This window comes from Streptomyces sp. SBT349 (assembly GCF_001083795.1).
Classification (GTDB): domain Bacteria; phylum Actinomycetota; class Actinomycetes; order Streptomycetales; family Streptomycetaceae; genus Streptomyces.
In genome coordinates this window covers 1-21,156 of record NZ_LAVK01000057.1, presented here as the reverse complement: position 1 = coordinate 21,156, position 21,156 = coordinate 1, and the positions used below count along the sequence as shown (strand labels likewise).

Below are 21,156 nucleotides of genomic sequence, written 5' to 3'. Positions count from 1 at the left end.
CCCTTTCACGCTGCGCCGACCGGCGAACGCCCCTGGGTGACCGCGGTGCCGCTGGGCTAGCGGTGCCCGTCCGACTGCCGCAGCAGCGTCTCCAGGTGCTGCCGGGCCATGGCGTCCACGCTGACGTCCAGGTCCGCGCCGTAGGTGCGCATGCCCAGGGTGAGGTGCTCGCGCATGCGGGCGCGCGCCAGATCGACGTCGCGCGCCTCGATCGCCTGGAGGATCTCGGGGTGGTGCGGCACGCCCGGTTCCGCGATCGACGGGTCGGAGTTGGAGCGGAGCATCATCTCGAACATCATCCCGCTGATCGAGGACAGCATGATCCGCAGCACCGGGTTGCCGCTGGCCTGCGCGATCGCGTCGTGGAACACCAGGTCGGCCTGGGCCCTGCGGACGACGTCGGTCGCCGACTCCAGCGCGTGGTTGGCCGCCCGCATCACGGTCAGGTCCGCCTCGCCGGCCCGCTCGGTGGCCAGCCCGACGATCTCGATCTCCAGCGGGATCCGCGCCTCGATCAGGTGCCGGACGGTGGGGCGGCCCGCGCGGTAGAGCACGTCGTAGCTGCGCGCCTGCCCGGAGGTCTGCTCGCTCACGAAGGAGCCCCGGCCGGGCGCCACCTCGATCAGGTGCTGGGCCTCCAGCCTCCGCAGCACCTCGCGCACCACGTTCCTGCTCGCTCCGAACTGGACGGCGAGCTCGCGTTCGGAGGGCAGCTTGGCCCCGACGGCGATGTCTCCGGACCGGATGTCGTGCTCCAGCTGACGCGCGATGCGCTCGGTCAGCAGTCCGCGCTGGGACGGCGGCGCGACGCGGCCCGACGGTGATGAGGGTGCGACGGGCATGCTCAGGAGCTTAACAGCCGGGACCGGAGGGCTCCCCGGATGAGAAGGGCCGGGGCTCGCCGACCCGGGGGCGAGGACCGCGTGGTCCGTTGTATGTCGCTGTACGCCGCCGTATGTCGCCGTACGCCGCCGGACACCCGTCCGAGAGGCCGGGTCGGCGCCGTCGCGGAGGGGGCGGCCGGCGAGCGGCTTCGAGGTGCGGGCCGCGACCGGCGGGGGCGTCGGTGCCGCCGTGCCCGACCGGGGGCACGCCGCCGGTCGGGCAGTATGCCACCGAGCACACCAGGACATGAGGGAAGGCCCGTGAACGCAGCCACCGCGCCCGACACGCCTCCGCCGGGCGCCAGCGCGCTCATGGCGCAGATGCTGGGCGGCTTCCAGATCTCCCAAGCCCTGTACGCCGTCGCGAAGTTCGACCTGGCGACCGCCCTCGACGACGGGCCGCTGACCGTCGGCGACCTGGCGTGGGCCTCGGGCACGCATCGCGACGCGCTGTCCCGCCTGATCCGCGCCCTCGCCCCGCTCGGCGTCTTCCGCACCGACGGCGATCTCGTGGGGACCACGGACCTCGGGGCCACCCTGTCCGCGACGCATCCGCGGTCGGTGCGGGGAGCCGCGCTCTACTGGATGGAGACGCACTACCTGCCGTTCTCCCAGCTCCCGCACACCCTCAGAACCGGCGAACCGGCCGCGGACCACTACCTCGGCGAGCCCTTCTTCGACTGGGTGGCCGCCCGGCCGGAGATGATCGCGGTGCAGAACGAGGCGATGGCCGATCTCACGGCGTCGCTGCGCGGCGGGCTGCTGGACGGCTACACGCTGCCCGCGGGGAACGTCGTGGCCGATCTCGGCGGCGCCGACGGCACGGTGCTGTGGCAGCTGCTGCGGAAGGACCCGAGCCGCCGCGGCATCGTCCTCGACCTGCCGCAGGTGGTGCCCTCCGCCCGAGACAACCTCGCCCGGCGGGGCCTGGACGATCGCGTCGAGGCGGTGCCCGGGAACTTCTTCGACGCCGTCCCCGTGGCCGACGTCTACCTGCTGGCCTACATCCTGCACGACTGGGACGACGACTCCTGCCTGCGCGTTCTGGGGAACATCGCGAGAGCCGCGCGCCCCGGCGCGCGGCTCGTCGTCATCGAGGGCCTCGTACCCGACGGCGACGCGCCGCACCTCACCAAGATGATCGACCTGACCATGCTGACGATGCTGACCGGACGCGAGCGCGGCGCCGAGGAGTTCGAGAAGCTGCTGACCAGTGGGGGATTCGATCTCGACCGGGTCGTCTCGGGGGAGACGCCGTTCTCGATCCTGGAGGCGACCCTGCGGTAGCCCGGCGGGCCCGGCCGGGCGGCTACCCGTGCAGGACCCCCGGGCGGGGGGCGCCATGGTGGATTCCGGGCACGGGCGCCGGATCGCCCTGCGGCCGGGAGGAACGGGAGGCGGAGCCGGGCACGTGGACGTAGTCCTCGGTGAGCGCCTTGCGCAGCTCGTCGCGCGAGGCGATGCCCAGCTTCCGGTACACCCGGTTCAGGTGCCATTCCACGGTCTTGATGGTGACGAAGAGTTCGAGCGCGATGTCGCGGTTGCGCTTCCCCTCCGCCGCCAGGTCGGCCACCCGCCGCTCCTGGGGGGTGAGGCTGCCCACCCCCTCCTCGGCGAGCCGTACCCGCACCCCCATGGCCGACAGCTCGGCCTTGGCCACCTTCGCCAGACCCCACGCGCCGCAGTCCTGCGCCACTTCCAGGCCGCGGGTCAGCCTCCCTCTGGCCTGGCCCAGCCGATCGCTCCGGCGCAGCGCACTGCCGAGGTCGACCAGGACCGTGGCGTGGTCGAGCCGTGCCTCGGTGCCGGCCAGCAGGTCGGCGGCCTGCTCCAGGTGGCCGATGGCCGTGGCGCCCGGTGTCGCCAGCCCGAGGGCGCGGAGCGCGGCGGCGATCGACCGGGGGGCTCCGAACGCTCTGGCCCGGGAGAGCAGGGCCTCGGCTCTGCCGAGCACCCCGTCCGTCCGTCCCGCCTGGACCCGCATCACCACCGTCTCCGCGGCATGCGACAGCGTGGGGTTGTGCAGGCCCGACTCCTCCAGGAGCCGGCACCCCTGGGCGAAGTCCTGGATGCCCGTGTCGAGGTCGCCCAGGGCCGCGTGCAGCCGGCCACGGGCGAACAGCACCGGGGCGTACGCGAACGACCGCTTGACCGTCGCGTTGAACTCGTACTCGTGGACGAGGGACTTGGCGGCGGCGAACTCCGAACGCGCCGTCAGCACCTCGGCGAGGGAGGTGACGGCGAGGACCGCCGCGGGGCTCCGGAGGCCGAAGGTGTTGGTGTGCGTGAGCACCATCCGCGCGTCGCTCTCCGCGTCGGCCAGCCGTCCGCTCTGACCGCGGACCCAGGCGCGCAGCGCCCGGCAGATGCCGGTGGCCAGGAGCTTGCCGTTGCCCTGCGCCCCCTCCAGGGCGCGGGTGAGCAGGCGGTCCGCGTCGCCGAGCCGGTCGCAGGAGGCCAGGACGGCCGCGATCTCGAACCAGAGATACGCCGAGACGTTGTCGAGGTCGAGTGCGAGGCCGCCGGGGAGCACGCCCTTGAGTGCCTCCTCGGCCAGCTCGCCGACCCGGTCCGCGGGCGCGCCCTGGCGGAGCGCCGTGGTCGCGCGGTTCGCGGCGAGCAGGCGTGCCGCGCTCGGGTTCTCGGCACCCTCCTCGGCCAGCCGCCGCAGCGGCTGCGCCGCCCTGCTGTGGAGGTGGGAAACCTGCTGGGCGGCCGCGATGGCGGCGATGTCCAGGAGCGTGGCGAGCTGTTCGTCCCTGCCGTCGACCTCCTGGCGCAGCTCTTCGAGCAGGCTGACCGCCTCGTCGTTGCGGCCCGCCGCCAGGAGCCCGGCGCCGAGGTCGAGACCCACCCGGCCCCGCACCACGGGGTCCTGGGCCAGCTCCATCGCCTGGCTGAGGTGGTCCAGGGCCTTGGGCATCTGGGCGTCGAGCTCGGCCCTGCCGAGCTCGATGAGCAGGGCCACCATCTCCTCGGGCGCCGGCGGCTCCTGAAGGGCGCGCGTGAGGTAGGTCACCGCGTCGGGGAGGCGGTTGTCGGCGACGGCCCTGCGGGCCGCCCTGCGGAGCACGGCGACGACCGTGCGGTCCCCGGCCACGTCGGCGCGCAGCAGGTGCCGGGCGATGTCGTCGAGCGGCGCGGCGGCCTGGTGGAGGAAGTGCGCCGCCCGCGCGTGCGCGGCGTTCCGTGCGCTGACCGGCATGTTCTGGTAGATCGCGGCGCGGACGGTGGGGTAGACGAACCGGGGGGGAACTCCCGGGCGCAGGAGCCCGATGTCCGCGAGTGCGCCCAGGGCCTCGGCCACGGTCCGCTGGTCGACGCCCGAGACGTCGACGGCGTGCTTGACGTCGGCCTCGGTGCCGAGCACGGCCATGGCCTCGACCAGCGCGACGGCCGGGCGCGGGAGAAAGGCGAGCCGCCGCAGTACGCCGCGCACGACCTTGGGAGGGGCGAGATCGAACACCCGGTGGGGGGCCAGGTCGCCGGCGTCCCGCTTGGACTCGGTGATCTCGCCGAGTAATTCGTGCAGGAGGAACGGTATGCCGCCGGTCGCCTGGAGGCAGGCGTCCACCAGCCGGGGATCGGTCTCCTCGCCCAGCCGCTCGCCGATGCAGGCCCGGCTCCCGGCCTCGCTGAGCGGGGCCAGGCGGATCAGCCGGGCCGCCGGGTGGGAGACGATGGCGCCCATGTTCCTGGCCTGGTGGCCCCACTCCGCCGGATCGGTGGTGAGGGCCAGCAGGATGGGCCGGTCCTCGATGCGCGCGGTGAGGTAGTGCAGGAAGCGCAGTGACGCCTCGTCGGCCCACCAGATGTCGTCGAGCAGCAGGGCGAGGGGCGCGCGCTCCGCGATGTGGGCGCACAACCAGTACAGGCCGATGAGGGTGGCGTGCTGCTCGTCTCCGGCGGCGGCCGGTGCGCTCGCCGAGCCGTGATCCAGGAGCGGGGCGACGAGTTCGGCGGGCCCGCGCAGGACGCGGCGCCGTTCCTCGGGCGCCGCGGAGGCGAGCCAGTCCTCGAAGAGCTGGCGTACCACTCCGAAGGAGAATTCACTCTCCAATTCATTGCCGCGGGCCTGGAGGATCTGGAATCCGTTCTCGGCGGCGATATCGCGAAAGGCGGAGAGAAGAGCGGTCTTGCCGTGCCCGGCCGCTCCTTCGACGATGAGAAGCTCGCCTTTCTTCTCCACACATCTCATCGCCGCCGATCCCATGATGCTGAGTTCGTGATCGCGCTCGACAAGCGCAATACTTTCCACGGCCATACGCAAAACCCCCGATGGTCGATATTTTCGGTCAAGTTGGTCAGACTTGACCGACGGGTATCAAGGCACGACGGGCCTTGGCCCACCCGGGACCTTACGGCTCTCTTCAGCAAACTTCTAGCTTCCCGCCAGTAAGTAGCCCCGGTAACTACTGCAAAGCTGACATAACGGGATCACTTCAGGTCGTCGAGCGAGAACGTCACCAGCACTTCAGTTGAACTTTGGAACTCTTTCCGACGGCCGGACGACCACACACGGTCGAGGTCTCTCCCCGCCCGCCGAACACGACGCGACCCCCGGGGGGCCGGAACCTCCCCCAGAACTTCCGCGGAAAACCCCAGGGATCACCCGCGACAGCGCCCCGGCCGACCGGAATCGGCCATCATGACGCCGAACTGATTGATCGCAACGATAGGAAGCACGGGATGAGATTCGGGATTCTGGGCCCGCTGGACATGAGAGCGACCCATCTCGGGTCCGCGATGGCGCCCCCGGGGCCGCCCAAGGTCCGAACGGTGCTGGGTACCCTGCTGATCCGCGCGAATCACGTCGTCTCGGCGACCACCCTCGTCGACGAGTTGTGGAATGAGCGGCCACCGCGCACCGCGATCGCCACCCTGCACGTGTACATATCGCAGTTGCGAAAGAGCTTCGACCAGATGGAGACCGGGCTCGGGCGCCGCATACTGCTGACCAAGCGGCCCGGGTACCTGCTGCGCGTCGCCCGGGGGGAACTGGACCTCGCCGACTTCGAACACCTGCACGCCAGGGGCGGTGCGGCGCTGGAGGCGGGTGATGTCCAGGCGGCGGCCGACTACCAGCACCAGGCACTCGCCCTCTGGCGCGGTCCGCTGCTGTGCGACACACCGCAGGGTTTGCTGCTGCGGAGCTCGGCGGCCCGGCTGGCCGAGCTGCGCATGTCCGCGCTGGAAAGGCGCATCAGCGCCGACCAGCGGCTGGGGCGGCATCAGGATCTCATCGGGGAACTTCAGGAACTGACCCTGCAATATCCGATGTGGGAGGAGATTCACGGACATCTGATGCTGGCGCTGTACCGAACCGGACGGCGGGCGGAGGCGCTTCGCGCCTACGAGCGGGTGAGGCGCAGTCTCGGCAGAGAGCTCGACATCGCTCCGGGCCAGCGACTCCAGAATGTGCACCGCCGGATACGCGCCGGCCTGGACTGCTCGCCGGAGCCGACCACCTCGCGGCGGGCGCCGACGGCGGTGGGCGCCCGATGACACCTCATGACACCGCGCCGACCCGCCCTCGGCGACCGCGGCCGGAGCCGTCGCGGCTCACGGTGGGCGCCGGTGTAAGCGGGGCACTCCTCTTCCGAAAGTGACGCCGGCGCGCCGAGGGAAAGGCGATGGCCGGCCGCACTCCCGCGTTCAGGGGTGAGAAGTGGGGTCGGCCGGGAAGCGGCCCCGCGACGTCACGGGCGGGGCCCGAGGTGATTCCGCCCCCGCGGATGGGGGAACTCCTCGACAGGGGCGGGGATTGCGGCGGCGTCCGGGGGAGCGCATTCCCCGACTCGACGCTCGACGGAGGCGACCACGCTTTCCCGCGTGAACCGGGCGAACTCGCGCGGGATGCCGGGAATCGGGCCGAACGCGTCGACCAACCACGTGGCAGTGACCGTCTTTTGACGGTGACGAGCCTTTCGAAGTGACTATCGAGTGAGGTGACCATGAGTTCCGAGCCCCACCCTTCCGAAGAGCGCTATGACAATCCACGCCGCTGGTGGGCGCTGGGCGCACTGGTGGCGTCCGCTCTGGTCCTCAGCTTCGACATCACCATTCTCAACGTCGCCCTGCCGACCCTGGCCGCCGACCTGGAGGCCAGCACCACCCAACAGCAGTGGATCGTCGACTCGTTCCTCGTGGTCTTCGCGGCCACCATGCTGCCCGCCGGACTGCTGGGCGACCGGTTCGGGCGGCGCCGGATGCTCGTCGTCGGGCTCACGGCGCTGCTGGCCGGATCGGCCGTGGGCGCGACGGTCGACAGCGCGGAACCGCTGATAGCGGCGCGGGCCGCCATGGGACTGGGGGCCGCGCTGGTCGCCCCGCTCGCGCTGTCCGTCGTTCCCACCCTGTTCGGCCCGGCCGAGCGGGCCAAGGCGGTCGCCGCCCTCGGCGCGGCGCTGGCCGCCGGCATGCCGCTGGGGCCGCTCGTCGGCGGCTGGCTCCTGGACCACTACTGGTGGGGCTCGATCTTCCTCGTCAACGTGCCGATGGCCGCCGCCGGCATCGTCGCGTGCCTGCTGCTCGTGCCGGAGTCGAGGGACCCGGCCGCGCCCCGGGTCGACGTGCTCAGCGCCGTGCTGAGCGTGACCGGCCTGGCCGCGCTGGTCTTCGGGGTCATCGAGGGCCCCAGCCGCGGGTGGGACGACGTGCTGGTGGTGGTCGCGCTGGCCGGTTCCGTGCCGCTGCTCTGCGCGCTGGTGATCCGCGAGCGCGGCCGGGCGCACCCGATGCTCGACGTCGGCCTGCTGCGCAACCGCGGCTTCGCCTGGAACACCGTGACGGTGGCCCTGGTGACCATGATCATGACCGGCCTCCTGTTCGTCGTCCCCCAGTACCTCCAAGCCGTGCGGGGCGAGGACGCGATGACCACCGGGCTTCAGCTGATGCCGATGATGGGCGGACTGCTGGTGGGCGCCCGCGCCTGCGTGCCGTTGCAGCGGTCGCTCGGCGCCCGCCCGCTGATCGTGGCCGGGCTGGTCGTGCTGGCGTTCGCCGGCTTCCTCGGCAGCACCACGGAGGCCGGCTCGGGCTACGGCCTGACCGCGACCTGGCTGACGCTCACCGGCCTCGGCGCCGGGCTCTCCCTGGTGCCCGCCATGGACGCGGCCCTGGAGCACCTGCCGTCGGACCGGGCGGGCGTCGGCTCGGGCCTGCTGATGACCACCCGCCAGGTGGGCAGCGCGATCGGCGTGGCGCTGCTGGGCAGCCTGCTCACGCAGATGTACCGGGAACGGCTGGACGTCGAGGGGCTTCCCGGGGCCGCCGCCGACGTGGTCGACGAGTCGGTGGTCGCGGCCCACCTGGTCGCCGACGAGGTGGGCGGCTCGGCGGGCGCCAGGCTGGTGGACTCGGCCGACCTGGCGTTCATGGACGGGATGAGTCTCTCCCTCCTGGTGAGCGCCGGGGCGGCGCTGGCGACGGCGCTGCTGGCGGCGTGGCTCCTGCCCTCCCGCCCGCCGGAGCGGCGGGAGAGCGCGGCCGAGCCCGAGCGCCGGGAGTGACCGGGGCCCGCGGCGAGGTCAGGCGGGCGGGGGGCTGGCCTGGGCGCCGCCTCCGACGGTGAGCCCGGCCGCCTCCTCGAAGGCGCCGACACTCGCGCGGATCGCGTCGGCCACGGCCGTCCACTGCTCGGTGAGGTAGAAGTGGCCGCCGGGGAAGACCCGCAGGTCGAAGGCGCCGGTGGTGTGGCGCCGCCAGGGTCGCATCTGTTCCAGCGGCGCGCGCCCGTCGTCGACGCCCACCAGGGCGGTGACCGGGCAGGCGAGTTCGGGGCCGGGCCGGTGCCGGTAGCTCTCGACGGCACGGTAGTCGGCGCGCAGCGCCGGAAGGATCATCCGCAGCACCTCCTCGTCGTCGAGCAGGCTGCTCGCGGTGCCGCTGAGTTCGCGCAGCGCGTCGATCAGTTCGCCGTCCCCGCGCCGGTGGACGTCGTCGGGGATGTGCACGGACGGCGCGCGCCGGCCGGAGGCGATCAGGCCGAGCGGCCGGGGGCCGCTCTCCCGTTCCAGCCGGCGGGCGACCTCGTAGGCGATCACGGCGCCCATGCTGTGGCCGAACAGCACCAGCGGCTTGTCGTTCAGACGCCGCACCTCCTCGACGGCACGGGACGCCAGCGCCTCGATGGTGGTCAACGGGGCCTCGCGGCGGCGGTCCTGACGGCCCGGGTACTGCACGGCCCGCACCTCGGCGACGCCGCCCTCACCGCCGAGGCGGCCGGCCAGCGGGTAGTAGAACGAGGCCGCGCCGCCGGCGTGCGGGAAGCACACCAGGCGCACCCGGCCGCCGTCGAACTCCTTGCCGAACCCGCGTATCCACTGGGCGCTCGTGTCCTGGGCGAAGGTCATGGGCTCTGCTCGCTCCTTCGGCGGCCCCGGGCGGCGCGGTGCGCCCGGGGCCGGTACTGAGTGGGTCAGCCGGCGACGACGGTGCCGGGGAGTCCTGCCAGCGGCGTGCGCAGCCAGTACCCCTTGCGCTGGAAGGGGTAGGTCGGCAGCTCCACGGGGCCGGCCGGCACGCCCGCGAACACCTGCCGCCAGGCGACGGGGACGCCGCTGGTGTGCAGCCGGGCGAGCCCGGTCAGCAGGCCCAGTTCCGGGCGCGTTCCCTTGGCGGCGAGGGCCACGACATCGTCGGCGGGGCCGGGGCGTCCGCCCAGCAGGAGGGGGAGACCCGCGTTCGCGGCGACGGGCCGGGCGGCCTCGCCCGGGGCGGCCCACGCCTCCGCCCAGAAGGCGGCCGAGCGCAGCTCCTCGTCGCCGACCACCTCCCCGGTGACCGGGGAGGTCACCGGCACGGCCGCCGGCCGCCACGCGACGGTGACCGCGTCGCCCGGCGCGCCCCCGGTGCGGGCCAGGGCCAGCACCAGCGCCGCCGCGTCCGCCGTCTCCAGCGCCTCGGCGGCCAGCGCCGCCGCCACCGCGCCCGAGCCCCGGCCGCCGACCGAGGCGGCGGGCACGCCCCACTCCCGCACCAGGCGGAACAGGGCGTACTCGACGGCGAACGACGCGGCCGCGGCGAGCTCCGAGCCGTGCTCCGGCGCGGGCTCTCCCGCGTCGCCGAGCAGCAGGTCGAGCACCGAACGCGTCAGGTGCGGGTCCAGGTGCGCGGACACCGCTTCCAGCGCGTCCGCGAACGGGCGGTGCGCGGCGTACAGGGCGGCCACGTCGGCCGGTTCCGGCCGGGAGCCGGTGAACAGGAAGGCCACCGGCCGCTCCCCGGTCGGGGCCCGCCCCGCGCACACCGACGGGTGGTCGGCGCCGTCGGCGATCGCGCCCAGTCCCCGGACCAGCGTCTCGCGGTCCTCGGCGAGGACGACGGCCCGGTGGGAGAACGCCGTCCGGCCCACCGCCTGGGTCCAGGCCACATCCGCCAGCGCCGCCTCGGGCCTGGCCTCCAGACAGGCGCGCAACCGCGCCGCCTGGAGGCGCAGCGCGACCTCGTCCTGCGCGGACAGCGCCACCGGCAGCGGCCGGTCGCCCGCCTGCGGCGCCGCGGCGGGTGCCGTGTCCTCCTCCGGCTGCTCCAGGATGACGTGCACCTTGGTGCCGCTGGCGCCGAAGGACGACACGCCCGCCCGGCGCGGCCGGCCGGTGGCCGGCCACGGCATGGTCTCGGTCAGCAGCCGCACGCCGCTCTGCGGCCACTCGACCCGGCTGGACGGCTCGTCCGAGTGGAGCAGCCGCGGCAGCACGCCGTTCCGCATCGACAGGATCGTCTTGATGACGCCGATCACCCCAGAAGCGGCCTGCGGATGGGCGATATTGGACTTCACCGTGCCCAGCCACAGCGGCCGGGCCGCGTCCCGGTCCTTGCCGTAGACCGCCATCAGGGCCTGTGCCTCGATCGCGTCGCCCAGCTCGGTGCCGGTGCCGTGGCCCTCGACGACGTCGATGTCGTCCGGCCTCAGCCCGGCGTTGGCCAGGGCCTGCCGCAGGACGCGCTGCTGGGAGGGGCCGTTGGGGGCGCCGAGTCCGTTGCTGGCCCCGTTGTGGTTGATCGCCGTGCCGCGGATCACGGCCAGCACCCGGCGGCCGTGTCGCCGCGCGGTGGAGAGCCGCTCCACCAGGAGCACGCCCGCGCCCTCGCCCCAGCCGGTGCCGTCGGCGCCCTCGGCGTAGGACTTGCAGCGGCCGTCGGCGGCGGCGCCGACGCCCATCCCCGGGGAGACCGCGGGGTTGGCCAGCACGGAGGCGCCGCCGACCAGCGCCATCGCGCAGTCGCCCTGCCGCACCGCCTGGCAGGCGAGGTGCAGCGCGACCGAGGAGGACGAGCAGCCGGTGTCGAGGGTCAGCACGGGCCCTTCGAGCCCGAGGGTGTAGGCCATGCGGCCGGCGGCGAGCGCCGGTGAGACGCCGCCGTTGAGGTGCGGGCGGCTCTCCTGCGGCACCTCCTGGAGACCGGTCCAGTAGCCCTGGGAGAAGGAGCCGACGAAGACGCCCACGGACTCGCCGCGCAGCGAGCCGGGTGCGACCGAGGCGCGCTCGATCGCCTCCCAGGACATTTCGAGGAGCAGCCGGTGCTGCGGGTCCATCGCCAGCGCCTCGTGGTCGGGGATGCCGAAGAACGAGGCGTCGAACGAGGCGGCGTCGCGCAGGAACCCGCCCTGCTGGACGTAGGTCATGCCGGGGACGTCGACCCCGGCCTCGACCAGGGCGCCGACGTCCCAGCCCCGGTCGGTGGGCAGGCCGCCGACCGCGTCCCTCTCGTCGGCCACCAGCCGCCACAGCGCGTCGGGGTCGTCCACGCCGCCGGGCAGCCGGCAGGCCATGCCGACGATGACGATCGGGTCGTCCTCGGCGGGGGCGACGGGGGTGGTGGCGGCCCGCGCGGCGTCGGCGGCGCCTTCACCGCCGTCGAGCACCAGACCGCGCAGATGGCCGGCCAGCGCGTGGGGTGTCGGGTGGTCGAACACGAGGGTGGCGGGGAGCTTCAGCCCGGTGGACACCCCGAGCCGGTTGCGCAGCTCCACCGAGGTCAGCGAGTCGAACCCCAGCTCGCGGAACGGCCGTTGCGTGTCCACGGCGTCGGGTGACCCGTGGCCGAGGACGGCCGCGATCTGGCCGCTGACCAGGTCGAGGACGGCCCGGTCCCGCTCGGCGGCCGGCAGCCGGGACAGCCGGTCGGCCAGGGGGCCCGTGTCGCCGGTGGCCTCCCGCCCGGCGTCCGATTCCCGCGCCGCCGCGTCGAGGAGCCGGCGGACATCGGCCAGTTCCCGCAGGTAGGGGCGCGGCCTGCCGCCCAGGCTGGGGGCGCCGGCGGCCTTGCCGCCCCACTCGATGTGGGCGAGCGCGACCACCGTCTCGTCGCGGTCCAGCACCTTCTGGAACGCGGTGAGCGCCGTCTCCGGGTCCATCTCGGAGCCGCCCCGGCGCCGCAGGTGCTCCTCGGCGTCGCCGGAGGCGATGCCCCCGCCGGCCCAGTGCCCCCAGGCGATGGAGGTGGCGGGCAGTCCCCGGGCCCTGCGGGCGCGGGCGAGCGCGTCGAGGAACGCGTTGCCCGGCGCGTAGTTGCCCTGGCCGGCGACGCCGAAGCTGCCGGCGAAGGACGAGAACAGCACGAACGCCGACAGGTCCAGGTCGCGGGTGAGTTCGTCCAGGTGGGCGGCGCCGCGGACCTTCACCCGCTCCACCCCGTCCACCTGATCGACGGTGAGCGAGTCCAGCACCCCGTCGTCCAGCACGGCGGCGGTGTGCACCACGGTGCGCAGGGGGAGTTCGGCGGGGACCGCGGCCAGGACCGCGGCCAGGGCCTCCCGGTCGGCGATGTCGCACGCGGCGAAGGTGACGCGGGAGCCGAGCGCCGCCAGCTCGGCGGCCAGCTCGGTGGCGCCGGGCGCCGCGGCGCCGCGGCTGCTGAGCAGCAGCAGGTGGGGGGCGCCGTTGCGGGCCAGCCAGCGGGCGGTGTGGGCGCCGAGCGCGCCGGTGCCGCCGGTGACCAGCGCGGTGCCCTCCGGACGCCACTCCCGCGGCGGGCGTCCGTCGCCCCAGCCGGTGCGGACGAGCCGGTGGCCGTAGACGCCGGTGCGCCGGACGGCGGCCTGGTCCTCGTCGTCGAGCCCGGCCAGCACGGCGGCCAGCCGGCCGCGGGCCCGGTCCTCGGGGGCGGCCGGCAGGTCCACGAGGCCGCCCCAGCGGCCCGGGATCTCCTCGGCGGCCACCCGGCCGAGCCCCCAGGTCTGCGCCTGGACGGGGCTGGTCAGCGGGTCGGAGACGCCCGTCGAGACGGCCCCGCGCGTGGCACACCACAGGGGTGCCTCGATCGGGACGTCGCCGAGTGCCTGAAGGAGCGCCAGCGTCGCGGCGAACCCGCGTGCGGTGGCCGGGTGGTCGGGGTGCGGCTCCTCGTCCAGGGCGAGGAGCGACAGCACGCCCGACAGGTCGGGGGAAGCGGCGCCCTCGGCGGCCAGGGCGGCGGCGAGGTGATGCCGGTCCGCCGTGGCGTCGAGCGCGAACCGGACCACCCGCGCGCCGTGCTCGCGCAGCGCCTCCTCGGCGGCGGCGTGCCAGGGCTCGTCCACCCGGTCGGCGGAGACGGCGAGGAGCCAGGTGCCGGTCAGGGCGGGCGTGCCGGGCTCGGCCACCGGGCGCCAGACCGTCTGGTAGCGCCAGGAGTCGATGGCGGACTCCTCGTCGGCGCGGCGCCGCCAGGCCGCCAGGGACGGCACCACGCCGCGCAGCCGCTCCGCGTCCAGGCCCAGGGTGTCGGCCAGCGACTCCAGGTCCTCCCGCTCGACGGCCTCCCAGAAGCGGTCCTTCGTCGCGTCGGACTCGCCGGCGCGGGCGTCGGCGGGCGGGGTGTCCAGCCAGTAACGGGTGCGCTGGAAGGGGTAGGTGGGCAGGTCGCCCGGCAGGTCGCCGACCGCGGGATCGCCGAGCAGCGGGGCCCAGTCGACGCCGACACCGCCGACGAACGCCTCGGCGAGCGAGGTGACGAACCGCGCGGGGCCGCCCTCGTCGCGCCGGAGCGAGCCGACCGCGAGCTCGGCGCCCGACTCCTCCACGCCGACCGCGAGCACCGGGTGCGCGCTGCACTCGACGAAGGCGTCGAACCCCTCCCCGATCAAGCCGCTGACGACCGGGGCGAACTCCACCGTCTGCCGGAGGTTGCGCACCCAGTAGGCGGCGCCCAGGGCCGAGGTGTCGATCAGCCGTCCCTCGACGGTGGAGTAGAAGGGGACCCGGGAGGCGCGAGGGGCCACCGGGGCGAGGATCGTGCCGAGTTCCTCGCGGATGGAGTCCACGTGCGGGGAGTGGGAGGCGTAGTCCACCGCGATCCGCCGCACACGGACCTGCTCGGCCTCCAGCGCGGCCAGCAGCGCGTCCAGCGCGGCCGGTTCCCCGGAGACCACCGTGGACGACGGCCCGTTGACCGCCGCCACCGCCAGCACGTCCCCGTGGCCGTCCGCGTCCAGCCGGGCGCGGACCTCGGCCACGGGGAGCGCGACGGAGGCCATGCCGCCGCGCCCGGCCAGGCGCTCGGCGATCAGCCTGCTGCGCAGCGCGACCACCCGCGCACCGTCCTCCAGGGACAGCGCGCCCGCGACGACGGCGGCGGCGATCTCGCCCTGGGAGTGCCCCACCACCGCGGCCGGGGCCACGCCGAAGGACTCCCACAGCCGCGCCAGCGACACCATCACCGCCCAGGACGCCGGCTGCACCACATCCACGCGGGACAGGTCCCCCGCCAGCCGCTCCTTGAGGTCCCAGTCCACGAAGGGCGCCAGCGCGTCGGCGCACTCCCGCAGCGCCGTGTCGAACACGGGGAACGCCCCGGCCAGTTCCAGCGCCATGCCGGACCACTGGGCGCCCTGTCCCGGGAAGACGAATACCGGGCGGGAGGAGGCGGCTCCGTCGCCGGCCACGACCCGCGGAGCGGGTTCGCCGGCGGCCAGCGAGCGCAGGCCCGCCAGGAGTTCGCTCCTCGTGCCGCCGATCACCACCGCGCGGTTGTCCAGCAGCGTGCGGTGGGCGCTCAGCGCGGCGGCGACCTCGCGGACGCCGAGGCCCGGGCTGTTCTCGACGCGCGCCCTGACCTGCTCGGCGACCCGGCCGAGGCCCGCGGTCCCGCGCGCGGAGACGATCCACGGCACGATGCCGGCGCTGGTCGCCGGCGCGGTCGCGGGCCGCTGTGCCAGGGGCTCGCCCTGCTCCACGATCACATGCGCGTTGGTTCCGCTGACGCCGAACGAGGACACCGCGGCCCGCCGCGGCTCACCGGTCTCGGGCCAGGGCTCCGACTCGGTCAGCAGCGAGACCGCGCCCGACTCCCAGTCGACGTGCGGCGTCGGCCGGTCCACGTGCAGGGTCCTGGGAAGGAGACCGTGCCGCAGCGCCATCACCATCTTGATGACGCCGGCCACGCCCGAGGCCGCCTGGGCGTGCCCGAGGTTGGACTTGATGGAGCCGAGGCGCAGCGGTCGGCCCGTGGCGGCGCGCCGCCCGTAGGTGTTCAGCAGCGCCTGGGCCTCGATGGGGTCGCCGAGCGTCGTCCCGGTGCCGTGCGCCTCGACCGCGTCGACCTGGTCGGCCGTCAGCCTGGCGTTCTCCAGCGCCTGCCGGATGACGCGCTGCTGGGAGGGTCCGTTGGGCGCGGTCAGCCCGTTGGAGGCGCCGTCCTGGTTCACGGCCGAGCCGCGCACCACGGCCAGCACCTGGTGGCCGTTGCGCCGCGCGTCCGACAGCCGTTCCACCAGCAGGACCCCGACGCCCTCGGACCAGCCGGTGCCGTCCGCCGCCGCGGCGAACGCCTTGCACCGCCCGTCGGGGGAGAGTCCCCGCTGGCGGCTGAACTCCTGGAAGACCCCGGGGCTGGACATGATCGTGACGCCGCCGGCCAGCGCCATCGTGCACTCGCCCTGGCGCAGCGCCTGCACGGCCTGGTGGAGCGCCACGAGCGACGACGAGCAGGCGGTGTCGACGGTGACCGCCGGGCCCTCAAGGCCGAGGGTGTAGGCGACGCGGCCGGAGATCACGCTGCTCGCCACGCCGGTCAGGGTGTAGCCCTGGGCCTCCTCCGGGATCTCGGCCAGCCCGGTGCCGTAGCCGGCCGCGCCGGCGCCGATGAAGACGCCGGTCCTGCTGCCCTTGAGCGTGGCCGCGTCGATGCCCGCCCGTTCGACCGCCTCCCACGCCGCCTCCAGCAGCACGCGCTGCTGCGGCTCCATCGCCAGGGCCTCGCGGGGCGAGATGCGGAAGAACTCGGCGTCGAACTCGACCGCGCCGTGGACGAACCCGCCCTCCTGGACGTAACTGGTGCCGGAACTCTCCGGATCGGAGTCGAACAGCGCGTCCAGATCCCAACCGCGGTCGCCGGGAAACGCGGAGATGGCGTCCACCTCGTCCACGACCAGCCGCCACAGGTCCTCGGGGGACCGCACCCCGCCGGGGTAGCGACAGGCCATCCCGATGATGGCGACGGGGTCGCTGAGGGCGGCGGAGAGCTCGTCGTTCTGCTGCCGCAGGCTCTCCACTTCCATCAGCGACGCCCGCAGGGCCTCGACGAGTTGCTCGGGCGATGTGGTCATTGCTTACTCCGCTCTCGGAACCGCTTCGGGGTCTCGTTCGTGTGGAGCGCCGTGCGCCGTGTCCTTGGGGGCTCCCGGTGAGGCCGAACCCGGTGTCGTCGTCGAACCTGTCGTGCGGCGCGGCGGAGAGGCGCCGGACAAGGCTCGCGGGGCGGACGCCGAACGCCGCTCCGGGACGCGAGAGAGCGGACCGCGCGGCGGTGGCGGTGCCTCGGGACAGGGGCCTCGGGAAGGGGGCCTCGCTCCATCGTTCTCCGTGATTCTCTGCCGGGACGGCGGCCTTCTCCTCGGGGAACGCCCCCGGCCGCCACCCCAGCCCTCCGGCCCGGGTCCGCGCGGCCGGGCGCGCCCGGTCCCGGGGGTGTCAGCCCGCGGCGGGGGCCACGTCGCTCATGCCCCAGTAGGCGTTCATCTCCTCGATCAGACCGTCCTCGCCGATCCTGAACGTGCAGATGACGTCCACGTCGAGGCGACCGCCCGCGGGGTCCAGGGGGTTGTTGATGGTGGCCTTGAGCGGAATGGCCACGCTCGCACCGTCCTGGGCCCCGGAGGGCTTCCCGGGGACGTCCTTGGTGCCGAACTCGTTGATCACCCTGCGGAAGTAGGCGTGCAGCTCCTCCTGGCCGCTGACCGTCGGGGAGCCGACGGGGTCGGCCACCTTGGCGGTAGGGGAGAACATCTTGACCACCGCGTCAACGTCGCCCGCGTTGACCCGCTCGAAGTAGTCGAGCACCACTGCCTTGCGCTGAGCGTCATCGGGCATGTTTCCTCCTGGCCTTCCTGATGGATGAGGGTGTCCGTGCGGGCGCGCCCGCGCGGCCACCCGCCCTGGGGGTCCTGGGTGGCCACGCCAGCGATTCTCGGGGGTGGCGGCGGCCGGAAAGCCGGGGTTCCGCCCCAGCCGGGCCCTGGGTTCGCGACGGGCCCGTGCCGGGGCGGGCGGCGACTAGCCCTTGTTCAGCGCCCTGCTGACGAGGTCCGCCGCGTCCATCGTCGCCAGGGAGGCCGCGCTCCCCCGCTCCTCGTCGCGTTCCCCGGCCTCGTCCCCGAGGCCGACCAGCCGGCTCAGGATGCCCAGCACGCCCGCGTCGCGGAAGGCGGACACCGGGGTCTGGGCCAGGGCGCTCCGGAGCCGCTCCTCGAACGGGTCGGTGTCGTTCCGCCCCTCGTCCTCCTCGGGGACCATCGCGCCGAGCAGGAACTCCGCCAGGTCGGCGGGCTTGGGGTAGTCGAACACCGTGGTGGCCGCCAGGCGCACCCCCGTGGCCGCGGTGAGCCGGTTCCGCAGCTCGACGGCGGTCAGGGAGTCGAAGCCCGAGTCGCGGAACGGCTGGTCCGCGCCCACCTGCGCCAGGTCGGTGTGGCCCAGCACCAGCGCGGCCTGCTCCCTGACCAGCCTGGTCAGGATCGTCATCCGCTCCTGGGCGGACGCGCCCGCCAGCCGGTCGCGCAGCTTCGCCGCGTCGGCCGCGGTGGTCGCCTCGCCCGCCGTCCTGCGCGCCGGGCCCCTGACCAGGTTGCGCAGCATGTGCGGCACCCCGTTCGAGGCCGCGAGGGCGCGCACCGCGCCGAAGTCCAGCTGCACGGGCGCCACCACCGGCTCGTCGCTCGCCAGCGCCGCGTCGAAGAGCTCCAGCGCCGCGTCGGACGCCATCGGCCGCAGCCCGGCGCGGGCCACCCGGGCCCGGTCGCTCTCGCCGAGGTCGGCGGTCATCCCGCTGGCCGCCTCCCACAGTCCCCAGGCCATCGACACCGCGGGCAGGCCCCGTTCGCGGCGTCGCGTCGCGATGGCGTCCAGCATGACGTTGGCCGCCGCGTAGTTGGCCTGCCCCGCGCCGCCCAGCAGGCCGGACACCGACGAGTAGAGAACGAAGTGCGACAGGTCGAGGCCCGCGGTCGACTCGTCGAGGTACGCGGCGGAGTCCACCTTCGACCGGATGACCCGCTCGATCTGCTCGTCCGTCAGGGAGCCGATCACCCCGTCGTCCACCACGCCCGCCGTGTGCACCACCGCGCTCAGCGGCCGGTCGGACGGCACGGCCGCCAGCATCGCGGCGACCTCGTCCCGGTCGGACACGTCGCAGGCCACGATGGTGGGCTCGGCGCCCAGCGCGGTCAGGTCGGCCACCAGCCGCTCGGCGCCCTCGGCCTTCATGCCCCGGCGGCTGACGATCAGCGGATGGCGGATCCCGTGCCTGGTCACCAGGTGGTGGGCCACCAGGCGGCCGAGCGTTCCGGTGCCGCCCGTGATCAGCACCGTGCCCGAGGGGTCCCAGCCGCGCGGGATGCGCAGCACCACCTTGCCGACGTGCTTGGCCTGGCTCACGAAGCGGAAGGCGTCGCGCGCCTGGCGCACGTCCCACGCCCTGACGGGCAGCCGGTTCAACGCGCCGCTCTCCAGGAGGTCGACCGTCTTCAGCAGCCACTGCCCCATCTGGTCGAGGGGGGAGTCCATCAGGTCGAACGCCCGGTAGGTGACGCCCGGGTGGGCGGCGGTGACCGCGCCCGCCTCGCGGATGTCGGTCTTGCCCATTTCGAGGAAGCGCCCGCCGCGTGGCATCAGGTCCAGGGAGGCGTCCACGAACTCCCTGGCCAGGGAGTTGAGGACCACGTCGACGCCGCGCCCGCCGGTGGCCGCGAGGAACGCGTCCCGGAACTCCAGCGAACGCGAGGACGCGATGTGCGCGTCGTCCAGGCCGAGCCCCCGCAGCACCTCCCACTTGCCGGGGCTGGCCGTGGCGAAGACCTCGGCGCCGAGGTGGCGGGCCAGTTGCACGGCCGCCATGCCGACGCCGCCGGCCCCGGCGTGCACCAGCACGGTCTCCCCCGGCCGCACGTCCGCCAGTTCGACCAGCCCCAGCCAGGCGGTGAGGAACACCACCGGCACGGAGGCGGCCTCCTCGAACGACCAGCCCTTGGGAACGGGGACGACGACCCGGTGATCCGTCGTGGCGACGGTGCTGCCCGCCTCGGGGACGATGCCGAACACGCGGTCGCCGGGGGCCAGGTCCTTGACGTCGGGGCCGACCTCCAGGACCACGCCGGCGGCCTCGCCGCCGAGCGCGGTGACGTTGTGGGCGGGCACCATGCCGAGGGCGGTCAGCACGTCGCGGAAGTTGAGACCCGCGGCGCGTATGGAGAGGCGGACCTCCCCCGGCGCGAGCGGGCGCCCGGCCGACTCGGGCAGCGGGACCAGCTCCAGGTCGTCCATCGACCCGGAGGCGCCGCGCACGGCCAGCCCCCAGGGGCCGGTGGCCGGCGGTTCGAGGACGCCGGTGGTGGAGACCCGGGCGAGGCGGGGTGCGAGGACCTCGTCCCCGCGGAGCCTCAGCTGGGTCTCACCGGTGGCCAGAGCCGCGGCGATCCGCTCGGCGGCCGGTGCCTCCTCGTCCGAGTCGACCAGCAGGAACCGGCCGGGGTTCTCGCTCTGCGCCGAGCGGATCAGCCCCCACACCGACGCGTGCGACGGCACGTCCTCGCGGGTGACGAAGGCCAGGCGGGCGCCGTCCAGGCGCTCGTCGGCCAGCCATGCCTTCACGACGCCGAGCGCCTGGTCGATGGCGCCGCGCACATCCACGTCGGGGGAGACCGGGCAGATCGCGAGTTCCGGGATCTCGCCGTCGGCGAGGGCGGCGAGACCGGCGGCGGTCAGCACGGTCGCGGTCCTGGACGCCGGCTCGCTCTCCCGCTCCGAGACGGGCACCCAGTCGACCTTGAACAGCGCGTAGGAGTCGTTCGACGCCTGCCGCGGCCCGTCCGCCGCCATGGGGCGCAGCACCAGGGAGTCGATCGTGGCGACGAGCCGGCCCGCGCCGTCGGCGACGGTCAGGGCCATGGTGTCGACCCCGCCGCTCAGCGGCTCCATGCGGACCCGGAGCGCGGTGGCGCCCGAGGCGTGCAGTTCGACGCCGTTGAAGGAGAACGGGAGCCAGGCCCGTTCGTCGGCGGCGGTGGGGTCGCTCACGCGCAGGGCGACCGGGTGGATCGCCGCGTCGAGGAGCGCGGGGTGCAGGCCGAAGCCAGACGTGGCGGTGCCCTCCGGCAGGGCGACCTCGGCGAAGATCTCCTCGCCGCGTCGCCAGGCGGCGCGGAGCCCCTGGAAGAGCGGGCCGTACACGGTGCCGAACTCCGCGAGCCTGGGGTAGAAGTCCCCGAGCTCGGCCTCCTCGGCGCCCTCGGGGGGCCATGTCGTCAGCACGTCGGCCGCGGAGGACCCGCCACCGGGTGCCAGGCTGCCGGTCGCGTGGCAGGTCCAGGTCTCCTCCCCCGGGACGTCGGAGGCGGTGTCCTCGCGGCTGTAGACGGAGAAGGCGCGGAATCCGGTCTCGTCGGCCTCGCCCACGACGACCTGGTCGCGGGCGGCGCCGCGTTCGGGGATGACCAGCGGCGTCTGGAGGGCGAGTTCCTCGATCCTGGCGCAGTTCACCTCGTCGCCCGCCCGGATCGCCATGTCGACGAACGCCGTGCCCGGGAGGAGCACCGCGCCGCCCACCTGGTGTTCGGTGAGCCAGGGCTGTACCGAGGGGGCGAGGCGTCCGGTCAGCACCACGCCCCGGCCGTCCGCCACCGTGACGGCGGCGCCGAGGAGTTCGTGCCCGGCGGCGCGCAGTCCTGCCTCGCCCATGGCCCCGGCGCCCCCGGAGGTGCGCCGCAGCCAGTAGCGGTCGCGCTGGAAGGGATACGTCGGGAGATCGACCCGCCGACCCCCCGCACACACCGCCGACCAGTCAACCCCCACAC

General features: G+C 74.4%; 9 protein-coding genes. 3 read left to right on the top strand and 6 right to left on the bottom strand.

The annotated features are described in order from the left end of the window. Nucleotides 1-56: 56 nt before the first annotated feature. A complete protein-coding gene (locus ADY01_RS09975; protein WP_049569242.1) occupies nt 57-842 on the bottom strand; it encodes a FadR/GntR family transcriptional regulator in 786 nt (261 codons plus the stop codon). A gap of 303 nt (nt 843-1,145) precedes the next feature. On the opposite strand from ADY01_RS09975, the gene ADY01_RS09970 reads away from it, so the two are divergent. Then, complete coding sequence (locus tag ADY01_RS09970; protein WP_049569239.1) at nt 1,146-2,171, top strand: methyltransferase; 1,026 nt, start codon at nt 1,146-1,148, stop codon at nt 2,169-2,171. Nucleotides 2,172-2,193: 22 nt separating this feature from the next. On the opposite strand, the gene ADY01_RS09965 is transcribed toward ADY01_RS09970, so the two are convergent. Next, nucleotides 2,194-5,148 (bottom strand): helix-turn-helix transcriptional regulator, encoded by a 2,955-nt coding sequence (locus tag ADY01_RS09965; RefSeq protein ID WP_267888423.1) that lies wholly within the window; start codon nt 5,146-5,148, stop codon nt 2,194-2,196. A gap of 425 nt (nt 5,149-5,573) precedes the next feature. Here ADY01_RS09965 and ADY01_RS09960 point away from each other — a divergent pair, with 425 nt between their 5' ends. After that, on the top strand, nt 5,574-6,389 hold the full coding sequence (locus ADY01_RS09960) for an AfsR/SARP family transcriptional regulator (protein WP_063784178.1): 816 nt from the start codon (nt 5,574-5,576) through the stop codon (nt 6,387-6,389). A gap of 449 nt (nt 6,390-6,838) precedes the next feature. Next, complete coding sequence (locus tag ADY01_RS09955; RefSeq protein ID WP_049569231.1) at nt 6,839-8,395, top strand: DHA2 family efflux MFS transporter permease subunit; 1,557 nt, start codon at nt 6,839-6,841, stop codon at nt 8,393-8,395. 18 nt (nt 8,396-8,413) lie between these two features. On the opposite strand, the gene ADY01_RS09950 is transcribed toward ADY01_RS09955, so the two are convergent. The 4 genes from ADY01_RS09950 to ADY01_RS09935 form a co-directional block, all read right to left on the bottom strand. Next, nucleotides 8,414-9,238: a thioesterase II family protein gene (locus tag ADY01_RS09950; protein WP_049569227.1), complete on the bottom strand. Its 825-nt coding sequence runs from the start codon at nt 9,236-9,238 to the stop codon at nt 8,414-8,416. 65 nt (nt 9,239-9,303) lie between these two features. Continuing rightward, nucleotides 9,304-16,416 (bottom strand): type I polyketide synthase, encoded by a 7,113-nt coding sequence (locus ADY01_RS41525; protein WP_049569224.1) that lies wholly within the window; start codon nt 16,414-16,416, stop codon nt 9,304-9,306. 364 nt (nt 16,417-16,780) lie between these two features. Beyond that, nucleotides 16,781-17,179 (bottom strand): nuclear transport factor 2 family protein, encoded by a 399-nt coding sequence (locus ADY01_RS09940; protein WP_049569220.1) that lies wholly within the window; start codon nt 17,177-17,179, stop codon nt 16,781-16,783. Between the two features lie 183 nt (nt 17,180-17,362). Beyond that, the gene (locus ADY01_RS09935) at nt 17,363-21,133 is read right to left on the bottom strand and encodes an SDR family NAD(P)-dependent oxidoreductase (protein WP_159001084.1); all 3,771 of its coding nucleotides are present in this window, start codon (nt 21,131-21,133) and stop codon (nt 17,363-17,365) included. Nucleotides 21,134-21,156: the final 23 nt, after the last annotated feature.